Below are 10,203 nucleotides of genomic sequence, written 5' to 3'. Positions count from 1 at the left end.
GCGCCGATGGTACTGCACTCGTGAGGGTGTGGGAGAGTAGGTCACCGCCGGACATCTTTACAGTTGAGGGCCGCTCCCTGCGGGGAGCGGCCCTCAACTGTGTCTGCCCGCCGTACTTCGGTTGGGCGGCATCAGGGAGGATGGAGTCGTGAACCCAACTGGGCAGGATGGCGACCGACCTCGCCGCGCCGACGAACAACCCGGTCGTTCCGGCGGCTTCAGCCGCGGCTACCGCCGCAGCCGGGACGACCGTGGCGACCGGACGCCGCGCCGGGACGACCACGACACCGGACGGCGCGGTGGTGAGGGCGGTGCGGAGCGGTTTCGTTCCGACCGCCGGCAACCGTTCACCGGCGGTGCACGCCGAGGTGGTGCCACCGGTAATGACGGTGACCGCCGCCGAGGCGGTTGGGACCGTGACCGCCGACAGCCCGACGACCGCAGGGCCGGTGGTCGTGACCGTGGCTACGTGCGCCGTGACGAGTCCGGCGCAGGCCGAGAGCCGTCCGGGTTCCGTCGGCGCGACGACAGCGCATCACGGCCACACCGGGACCGACGTGGCGACTGGGAGCCGGCCCGCCGCCGTGACGACGACCGCCGGGGCGGCCGAGGGGAACCCGGTGGCGCTGCGGGGGACAGAAGCGGCGGTTTCCGCGGGGGGCGCAGGAGCTGGTCCGACGACGGCCGCCGCAGTGAACCCCGCGAGGACCGAGGCTTCCGCGGCGACCGCCGGACCACGGGTGGGGACGGTGGCGAGCGCCGGCCCGACCGTGGCGGATTTCCGACTGGGGGACCTCGCGCCCAGCGTCCTGACGGTGAGCGTCGGTTCGATGCCGGGCGGGGACGGGAGGACCGGCGCCTCGAGCAGCGGGGTGGTGACCGACGTACCGGGCAGGGAGAAGATCGGCGCGACCGTTCCCACGGTGATCGCCGGTCGGGCAGCTTTCCGACCACCGGCCGACCGGCCGACCGGAGAAGCCCTCGGTCCGAGGATCGGCGCCCGCACTCCGGTGACGCCGCCCGGTCCCGTGCCGACGGCGCGCCGGGGCAGTTCCGCAGGCGTACGGACGGTCCGACCGACCGGCCCTTCCGACGGGCATCGTCGGACCGTTCCGCGGATGCCTCCGCCGCGCCGTACCGTCGGCGCGACGAGGACGGTGCCGACCGCGTGGCCGAACGTACGCCGCCGCCGGTGTTGTCCGACGATATCCTCGCCACCGACCTGCACACCGAGATCCGGGCCGAACTGCTCGGACTGGCCCGGCCGGTGGCCGACACGGTGGCCCGGCACCTCGTCGCCACCGGCCAGCTGCTCGACGAGGAGCCGGAGACGGCGCTCGCCCACGCCTTGGCGGCACGTCGGCTCGCCGCCCGCATCGCGGCGGTACGGGAAGCTGTCGGCCTGGCCGCGTACCGGGCCGGGCAGTGGCAGACCGCCGTCGCCGAACTCCGGACCTATCACCGGATGACCGGACGTCAGACGCACCTCGCCGTACTGGCCGACTGCGAACGCGCCCTCGGCCGGCCGGAGCGGGCGATCGACATCTACCGTGGCGCGGATCGCGCCGGCCTGGACCCCGCCGCCGCCATCGAGCTGTTGCTGGTCGCCGCAGGTGCGCGTGGCGACCTGGGGCAGCCGGCCGCAGCGGTGGCGATGCTGCAGGTCCGGGAGTTGACCGTGGAGTCCGCCGAGCCCTGGGTCTGCCGGCTCCGTTACGCGTACGCCGACGCGCTGCTCAGCGCTGGGCGTAAGGACGAGGCTCGGGAATGGTTCGCCCGGGCGGCCGAGGCCGACGAGGAGGCGGCAACTGACGCGACCGAGCGCCTTCTGAAAATCGACGGCGTGCTGCTGACCGAGGACGAGACGGACGACGAAATCGACGACGAGCCGACCGCCACGTCACACCCCGGCGGCTCACCTCACCGAAGCGCGGAAGAAGACCGGCCCCGATGACCCGAACCTACGACGCTACCGCTGTCCGCTGCGGGCTGTCCGCCGCATACGACCTGGTGATATTTGATCTCGACGGGGTGATCTACCTGATCGACCGGCCCATCCCCGGGGCGGTCGAGGCGGTGAATCGGCTGCGGCAGGCCGGCCTGCCGGTCGCGTACGCGACGAACAATGCCTCCCGGCGTTCGGCCGACGTCGCCAAGCTGCTCCGTGACATGGGGGTGCCGGCCACTGCCGACGAGGTGGTGACGTCGGCCGGTGCGACCGCCGCGCTGCTGGCACAGCAGTACGGTCCAGGTGTCAAGGCGCTGGTCGTGGGCGCGGACGCGCTGCGTGACGAGCTCACCGAGGCCGGGCTGGCGCTGGTCGCGTCGGCCGATGACAAGCCCGCGGTGGTGGTTCAGGGGTACGGCCCTGGGATTGGGTGGGCCGATCTGGCGGAGGCATCGGTGGCGATCCGGGGCGGAGCCGACTGGGTGGCGACGAACACCGACCGGACCCTGCCCAGTGCCCGGGGACCGCTGCCCGGTAACGGCTCGCTGGTCGCCGCGCTGCGCACGGCGCTGAACCGGGAGCCGGACCAGGTCGTCGGCAAACCGGAACCGGGTTTGTTCGTCAGTACCGCTCGACGTGCCGGTGCCGGTCGGCCGCTGGTGGTCGGTGACCGGCTGGATACCGACATCGAAGGGGCGAACCGCGCCGGCATGGCGAGTCTGCTCGTGCTGACCGGGATCAGCGACGCTCGGGAACTGCTGGCCGCCCCGCCGGCACGCCGGCCGACGTACTTGGCGGCGGACCTCGCCGGACTGTTCGCGACCGACGACGCCCGACCGATCGACGACGGGCCGACGGATGGTGCCGGGTGGCAGGTGCACCGCGACGGCTCGGCGGTGCTCGTCCTCGACGGCACCGGCGGTGACAGCGTGCAGGCGCTGCGGGTGCTCTGCCAGCACGCATGGCAGGGAGACCCGGTGACCGAGGTGCGATGTGAGTCCGCCGCAGCCGAGTCTGCGCTGCGTGTCCTGGCGCTGGCGTGACCCGACGTGCTGGGGTGGTTCGACGCCGGGCCGCAGCCTACGCTGACCGGGTACCGGGTCGCCGGGCGAGCCGGGCCGGCGGACGCGGACCTGGCCACGGAGCGGGTCGGCTCACAGCAGCTTCCGGAGCTTCAGCAGGTCGAACGGGCTGGCGCTGACCGACAGCCGTCGGGCCGCCAACGCGCGACCTACGTCGAGGTCGCCGCGGACCAGCGCGAGCAGGTCGTCACTGCCGATGTTCATGGCGATCTTGGCCTTCGGGTCGTCCCCGTCGGCGAGGTCGACGAGACGACCGTCGGTCAGCCGTCCGTGGAACGCGGCGCCGAGATCGGTGATCCGGCAGGCGAGCGTACGGTCCAGGTTGACTCGTTCGCGTACCTGGTCGGCGTTGCCCTCGAGCCGGGTGGCGAGCTCCCGCAGCGCCTGCCGACATTCGTCGACGCTGGCCACAATCGCACCTCCCGGGCTTCGCGGCGGATCGCGGTGCCCGGCCGGGCACCGCGACCGGTGGTCGCACCACCGGTGTTCAGCACAGGCACCGTACCGCACTGCGGCGTCGCGTCCCGGTAGCGTGTCAACCGAACATTCTCCGCGGTGAAGGAGTCGGACCATGCGTGACGCCTGGCGGGCGTACCTGGAACTGGCCCTCGGCGTGACCGAGGCGTCCCGGAAGAAGGCCGAGCAGACTGCGCGGTCGTTGGTCGGCAAGGGCGGGGCGACCGCCGCCCAGCTGCAGGCGGTGGCGGAGGACCTGCTGTCGGCCGGCACTGCGAACCGTGAGTCACTCACCCGGCTGGTGCGGGCGGAGGTGGACCGGGCGCTCGGCGCAGTGGGCCTGGTCAAGGCCGAGGAGGTCGTGGCGCTGCGGGACCGGATGGATCGGCTGGAGGCCGACATGGAGCGGACCCGGAGCCGGGCGGCCGCCGCCACGGCCGAGGCGGCGATTCCGCCGCCGGCCAAGAAAGCCGCGGCGAAGAACACGGTCGCGAAGAAGGCAGTGGCGAAGAAGGCCGTCGCCAAGAAGGCCCCGGCCAGCAAGACGGTGGGCCGCAGATCCGTCGACGGCTCGGTGGGTGGGCAGTGACCGGCCCGGTGCCGGGGCCCCCACCCGGTAACCAGGTCTCGCCGACCCCGCCCGGCGCGGCCGCCGCGTCGGGCACCGCGGCGGTGGACGGCGCAGTCGACGGTACGGACGTTTCCGCCGGCAGTACCGTTACCCGGACCGGGCACCCGGCGGTCGACGCGGCCATCGAGGCGGTCCGTAACGCCGCTGGTCTGCCGCCGGCCGACCAGATCGTTCAGTACGAAGCGGCGCACGGCACCCTGCAGGAAGCTCTCGCCACCATCGACCAGGCCTGACCGGCCGAGATCCTCCCCGGAGTCGCATGGCACGCCGTAACCGCCTCGATGTGGAGCTGGTCCGCCGCGGACTCGCGCGGTCCCGTGAACAGGCCGCCGAGTTGATCGCGGCCGGGCGGGTGGAAGTGCGCGGCGTCGCCGCCGCCAAGGCCGCCGCGATGGTCGATCCGGCGGAGGCAGTCCGGCTCCTCGGCGGGAACCCGGTGGACGGGTACGTCTCCCGGGGTGCGCACAAGCTGACCGGCGCCCTGACCGGCACCGAAGTCGCGGTCGCCGGTCGGCGTTGCCTGGACGCCGGGGCCTCGACCGGCGGCTTCACCGACGTGCTGCTGCGGCGTGGCGCGGCCGAGGTGGTCGCGGTGGACGTCGGCTACGGACAGCTGGCCTGGTCGCTGCGGGGCGATCCACGGGTACGCGTCCACGAACGGACCAACGTCCGTACCCTCACTGCCGACCGGATCGACGGCCCGGTCGGGTTGACCGTGGCGGATCTGTCGTTCATCTCGCTGCGGCTGGTCCTTCCCTCGTTGGTCGCCTGCACCGAGCCGGACGGCGATCTGTTGCTGATGGTCAAGCCACAGTTCGAGGTCGGCCGGGAGCGGGTCGGTTCCGGTGGCGTGGTGCGCGATCCGCAGTTGCGCGCCGAGGCGGTGCTCGCTGTCGCGCAGGCCGGTGCCCAGCTTGGCTTCGGCGTGTCGGCGGTGGTCGCCAGTCCACTACCCGGCCCGCGGGGCAACGTCGAGTTCTTCGTCTGGTTCCGGGCCGACGCGCCGCCCGTCGACCCGCTCCGGGTGCGGGCTATCGTCGACGCCGGTCCGGCCACGGAAGAAGGTGGAGCGCGGTGAACGCGACAGTCCCGACCGGCGGGGCGCCGATGGCCCCCCGCGGTGCCAGAGCGGCGCTGCTGGTCACCCACACCGGTCGGCGGCGCAGCACTGACCATGCCCGGACCGTCGCCGCCGATCTGATCGAGGCGGGTTTCGAGGTACGGGTGGTCGCCGAGGAGGCCGACGATCTGGATCTGCCCGGGGTGCAGCCGGTCGGTGGTCCGGCGGCTGCCGACGGGGTGGAGATCGTGTTCGCGCTCGGCGGTGACGGTACCTTCCTGCGCGCCGCGGAGCTGGCCCGTCCGGCGAAGGCCCCGCTGCTCGGGATCAACCTCGGCAAGGTCGGGTTCCTTGCCGAGGCCGAGATCGGTGATCTGGACCGGGCGGTCCGGCAGGTGGTGGCCCGTGACTACACAGTGGATGAACGGTTGACCCTGGACGTGCGGGCCGAGCTGGAGTACGGCGTCACCATCGACTCGTGGGCGCTGAACGAGATCAGTGTCGAAAAGGGGCAGCGCGCCCAGATGCTGGAGCTGATGGTCGACGTGGACGGCCGACCGTTGTCGCGCTACGGCGCGGACGGGGTGGTCTGCGCTACGCCGACCGGATCGACCGCGTATGCGTTCTCGGCCGGCGGTCCGGTGGTGTGGCCCGAGGTCGAGGCGCTGCTGCTGGTGCCGATCAGCGCGCACGCGCTGTTCAGCCGGCCGCTGGTGACCGCGCCGAGTTCCACCTTCGTCATCACCGTCGACCCGTACACCACGTTCGCGGTGCTGTGCTGCGACGGCCGGCGGGTCTACGACCTGCCGCCCGGTGCGCGGGTGACGGTCCAACGGGGCGACCTGCCGGTGCGGGTAGTCCGGCTGCATCCGCGCCCGTTCAGTGACCGTCTGGTCGCCAAGTTCGATTTGCCGGTCAACGGTTGGCGGGGTAACCGGCGCTGACCGCCCCGGGTAGTCAACGTCGCGGCCCGCTACTACTGTCGGTGGCTGTGCTGGAAGAGCTGCGCATCACCGGGCTGGGCGTCATCGAGGACACCACGCTGCCGTTGACCGGCGGCATGAACGTGATCACCGGTGAAACCGGGGCAGGCAAGACGATGGTGGTGACCGGGCTAGGGCTGCTGCTCGGTGGCCGGGCCGACGCCGGGCGGGTCCGAGCGGATCCTGGCCGGGCGGTCGTCGAGGGCCGGCTGCGGCTGGTCGGTGCCAGTGGAGCCGTGGTGCGTGAGCGGGTCGCAGACGCCGGAGGCGAGCCTGACGAGGACGATGTTCTGCTGCTCAGCCGTACGGTGACCGCCGAAGGACGGTCCCGGGCGCACGTCGGCGGCCGCGGCATGCCGGTGTCGGTGCTGAGCGAGATCGGTGCCCAGGCGGTCGCCGTGCACGGGCAGTCCGACCAGTTGCGGCTGCTGCGCCCGGCTGAGCAGCGCGCGTCGCTGGACCGGTTCGCCGGGGCCGACCACGACAAGCTGCTCGCGGCCATGCGGGAGACGTACGGTCGGTGGCGCCAGGTCAGCGACGATCTGGCAGACCGGCGGCGCAACGCCCGCGAGCGCAACCAGGAGGCGGACCTGCTCCGGCTGGGTCTCGACGAGATTACCCGGGTCGATCCGCAGCCGGGCGAGGAAGCCGCGCTCAAGGCCGAGGCGCAACGGTTGGAGCACGCCGAAGGGCTGCGTACCGCCGCCCAGCTCGCCGCCCTCGCTCTCGCCGGCGGCACCGAACCGGCCGACGACACGCCGGACGCGACCGGTCTGCTCGGCACCGCCCGCCGGTCGCTGGAGGCACAGGCCGGCGTGGACCCGACGCTCGGTGAACTGGCGGCCCGGGTGACCGAGGCGGCGACGTTGGTCGGCGACGTGGCGGCGGAGCTGTCCGGGTACCTCGCCGCGCTGGACGCCGACCCACAGCGTCTGCAGGTGGTCTACGAGCGGCGGATGGCGCTGCGCGGGCTGACCCGCAAGTACGCCGACGACGTGGACGGGGTGATCAGCTGGGCGGAGCGGGCCCGGTCCCGGCTGGCCGAGTTGGACACCTCCGACGAGCTGCTGGACGAGCTGGACCGGGAACGTGCCCGGCTGGCCGACGAGGTGGCGGAGCTGGCGGCCCGGGTGTCGGCGGCCCGTCGGCAGGCGGCGGCGCGTTTCGCCGAGCTGGTGAGCGTGGAGCTGGCCGGGCTGGCCATGCCGCACGCCCGGATCGAGGTCGCGGTGCTCGTCCGGCCGGCGGGCCGGGGCGAACCGACGCTGACCGTCGACGGTGTCGACGCCGGCGTCGGCCCGGACGGTGCCGACGAGGTCGAGCTGCGGTTGCTGGCGCATCCGGGCGCGCCGCCACTGCCGCTGCAGCGGGGTGCCAGCGGCGGCGAGCTCTCCCGGGTGATGCTCGCCATCGAGGTGGTGTTCGCCGGAGCCGGCGGCCCGCCGACGTTGGTGTTCGACGAGGTCGACGCCGGAGTGGGTGGGCAGGCCGCGGTGGAGATCGGTCGTCGGCTTGCCCGGCTTGCCCGTAGCCATCAGGTGCTGGTGGTGACGCACCTGCCGCAGGTGGCGGCGTTCGCCGACCGGCATCTGGTGGTGGCGAAGGACACCGGGGGAGCGGTGACGACCAGCGGCGTGCGGGTGGTCGAGGACACCGACCGGGCGCGGGAACTCGCCCGGATGCTCGCCGGGCTACCCGACTCGGATCTGGGTATCGCGCACGCGGAGGAGCTGCTCGCGGTCGCCGCCCGCGATCGACGGGGTTGACCTGCCGGAGTCGGCCCGGTGTGTCTGACCTGCCGGCAATGGCACAGCGGGCATGTCGTGTCGGTGTTCACCGCCCAACATGCCAGGATGGTAGGGATGCGTCTACCCACCTTGCGCCGAGCTCGTAATCCCGAGCCCGGAACGATCTCCGGCACGGCTCGGCTCGACCGCCGGACGAAGCGCCTTGCCGGTCGGCTCCGGTCAGGTGACATCGCGGTCATTGACCACGTGGACCTGGATCGGGTCGCGGCCGACTCGTTGGTCGCCGTCGGCGTGGCTGCGGTCCTCAACGCCAAACCGTCGGTCTCCGGCCGGTACCCGAACCTCGGTCCGGAGGTGCTGATCCAGGCGGGTATCCCCCTGGTCGACGGCCTTGGTGAGGACGCGTTCGAGAAGATTCGCGAGGGCGACACGGTACGGGTCGACGGCGCCGAGGTCTTCGTCGGCGACGACCGGGTGGCGTCCGGGGTACGCCAGGACGCGGATTCGGTCGCCAAGGCGATGGCCGAGGCCAGGGAAGGACTCTCGGTCCAGTTGGAGGCGTTCGCCGCCAACACGATGGAGTACCTCAAACAGGAACGGGACCTGCTGCTGGACGGGGTCGGGGTACCGGACATAGAGACCAGGATCGCCCGCCGGCACTGCCTGATCGTGGTCCGGGGTTACGACTACAAGGCAGACCTGGACGTGCTGCGGCCGTACATCCGGGAGTTCAAGCCGGTGCTGATTGGTGTGGACGGGGGAGCGGACGCACTGGTCGAGGCCGGCTACACCCCCGACATGATTATCGGGGACATGGATTCGGTCACCGACGACGTGCTGCGCTGCGGCGCCGAGGTGGTCGTCCACGCCTACCGCGATGGCCGGGCGCCGGGCATGGACCGGGTCCGTGAACTCGGGGTGGAGGCGTTGACCTTCCCAGCGGCGGCGACCAGTGAGGATCTCGCCATGCTGCTCGCCGACGAGAAGGGCGCGTCGTTGATCGTCGCGGTCGGTACCCACGCCACGCTGGTCGAGTTCCTCGACAAGGGGCGGGGCGGGATGGCCTCCACCTTTCTGACCCGGTTGAAGGTCGGCGGTAAGCTGGTCGATGCCAAAGGGGTGAGCCGGCTGTACCGGCAGAGCATTTCCGGCTCGTCGTTGCTGCTGCTGGTGCTCTCCGCAATCGCCGCCATGGCGTCCGCCGTGGCGGTTTCCACGGTCGGTAAGGCCTATCTCGGGGTCGCATCCGAGTGGTGGGACAATTTCGTCTTCCAGGTGGGTCAGCTCTTCTAGCGCGGACGAAACTACTGGTCAGCGCAGACGGATCGGAGAAGGCGGCAAGTGTGATCAACTTCCGTTACCACGTGGTGTCGCTCACCGCGGTGTTCCTCGCCCTGGCGATCGGCCTCGTGGTCGGCACCGCTGCGCTGAACGGCCCGGTTGCCGATTCTCTGAGCGACAACGTGAATGCGCTCCGCAAGGACAACACGCAGTTGCGGGAGACCGTCAACTCGCTGCGCGAGGAGGTCAACCGTGAGGAGGACTTCGTCGCCGAGGCCGCGCCGATCCTGCTCGCCGACAAGCTCGCCGGTCGCCGGCTGCTGGTGGTCTGTCTGCCCAGCGGCCGGGACCATGCCGAAGGCGTGATGGCCGCGCTCGACCTCGCCGGAGCGACGTTGACCGGTCGGATCGACGTGCAGGACAAGTTCGTCAACCCGGACAACAGCGTGGAGTTGCTGGCGCTCGCTACGGCGGCGGCCCGGCCCACCATCCCCACCGCCGGACTGCCCGGTAACAGCGACGGGGTGGAGACCTCCAGCGCGCTGCTGGCCAGCGCGTTGGTCGACCGAGAGGAGCCGCCGGCAGTCGAACCGGCGGACCTGGCTGCGCTGCTCGACGCGTACGGCGACGCCGGCTACATCACCGTCGAACATGAGGTCACCGGACCTGCTGAGGCGGTCGTCGTGGTCAGTGGGCAGCCGTACGTCGACCGGGACGCCGCCAAGAAGGACGCCGCGGTGGTCACCATGGTGGTGCAGTTCGACCGGGTCAGCCAGGTCGTGGTGGCCGGGACCGGCTCCAGCGACGGGAACCTGATCTCCGCGGTCCGCAACGACCCTACGCTGACCCAGTCGATCTCGACCGTCGACAACGGCAACACGACCGCCGGCCAGTCGGTGACGGCGCTCGCCGTGGCCGAGCAGTTCACCCTCGATCAGGCCGGGCATTACGGGCTCGGCGCGGGTGCCACGTCGTTGATGCCGAAACGTCCTGAATAGCACCCTGTCGACGGAG

General features: G+C 71.8%; 9 protein-coding genes and 1 pseudogene. 9 read left to right on the top strand and 1 reads right to left on the bottom strand.

The features are described from left to right. Positions 1-1,279: 1,279 nt before the first annotated feature. A pseudogene (locus tag ACFHWU_RS13885) lies at positions 1,280-1,921 on the top strand (Replicase polyprotein 1ab); the annotation flags it as partial. A gap of 29 nt (positions 1,922-1,950) precedes the next feature. Next, positions 1,951-2,991, top strand: a complete 1,041-nt coding sequence (locus ACFHWU_RS13880) for an HAD-IIA family hydrolase (RefSeq protein ID WP_416555033.1) — start codon at positions 1,951-1,953, stop codon at positions 2,989-2,991. Positions 2,992-3,102: 111 nt separating this feature from the next. Here the strand turns inward: ACFHWU_RS13880 and ACFHWU_RS13875 are convergent, their stop codons facing one another. Then, positions 3,103-3,441: an SCP2 sterol-binding domain-containing protein gene (locus tag ACFHWU_RS13875; protein ID WP_278168800.1), complete on the bottom strand. Its 339-nt coding sequence runs from the start codon at positions 3,439-3,441 to the stop codon at positions 3,103-3,105. A gap of 160 nt (positions 3,442-3,601) precedes the next feature. Between ACFHWU_RS13875 and ACFHWU_RS13870 the strand changes: the two genes are divergently transcribed. The 7 genes from ACFHWU_RS13870 (at position 3,602) to ACFHWU_RS13840 (ending at position 10,187) form a co-directional block, all read left to right on the top strand. Further along, positions 3,602-4,075, top strand: a complete 474-nt coding sequence (locus tag ACFHWU_RS13870) for a phasin family protein (protein ID WP_416555035.1) — start codon at positions 3,602-3,604, stop codon at positions 4,073-4,075. Next, the gene (locus ACFHWU_RS13865; RefSeq protein ID WP_416555037.1) at positions 4,072-4,350 is read left to right on the top strand and encodes a hypothetical protein; all 279 of its coding nucleotides are present in this window, start codon (positions 4,072-4,074) and stop codon (positions 4,348-4,350) included. Before ACFHWU_RS13870 ends, ACFHWU_RS13865 begins: the two co-directional genes overlap by 4 nt. A 26-nt stretch (positions 4,351-4,376) precedes the next feature. After that, entirely contained in the window at positions 4,377-5,195 is an 819-nt protein-coding gene (locus tag ACFHWU_RS13860) for a TlyA family RNA methyltransferase (RefSeq protein WP_416555039.1), read from the top strand. 29 nt (positions 5,196-5,224) lie between these two features. Beyond that, entirely contained in the window at positions 5,225-6,121 is an 897-nt protein-coding gene (locus ACFHWU_RS13855; RefSeq protein ID WP_278174477.1) for an NAD kinase, read from the top strand. Between the two features lie 47 nt (positions 6,122-6,168). Further along, a complete protein-coding gene (gene recN, locus ACFHWU_RS13850; RefSeq protein ID WP_416555210.1) occupies positions 6,169-7,926 on the top strand; it encodes a DNA repair protein RecN in 1,758 nt (585 codons plus the stop codon). A 96-nt stretch (positions 7,927-8,022) separates the two neighbouring features. Continuing rightward, on the top strand, positions 8,023-9,201 hold the full coding sequence (steA, locus tag ACFHWU_RS13845; protein WP_416555041.1) for a putative cytokinetic ring protein SteA: 1,179 nt from the start codon (positions 8,023-8,025) through the stop codon (positions 9,199-9,201). 50 nt (positions 9,202-9,251) lie between these two features. After that, on the top strand, positions 9,252-10,187 hold the full coding sequence (locus tag ACFHWU_RS13840) for a copper transporter (protein ID WP_416555043.1): 936 nt from the start codon (positions 9,252-9,254) through the stop codon (positions 10,185-10,187). Positions 10,188-10,203: the final 16 nt, after the last annotated feature.

This window comes from Micromonospora sp. LOL_015, assembly GCF_048060275.1.
Classification (GTDB): Bacteria; Actinomycetota; Actinomycetes; order Mycobacteriales; family Micromonosporaceae; genus Micromonospora_E.
Note: the sequence above shows the minus strand (reverse complement) of the source record. Positions and strands in the feature narration are given on the sequence as shown.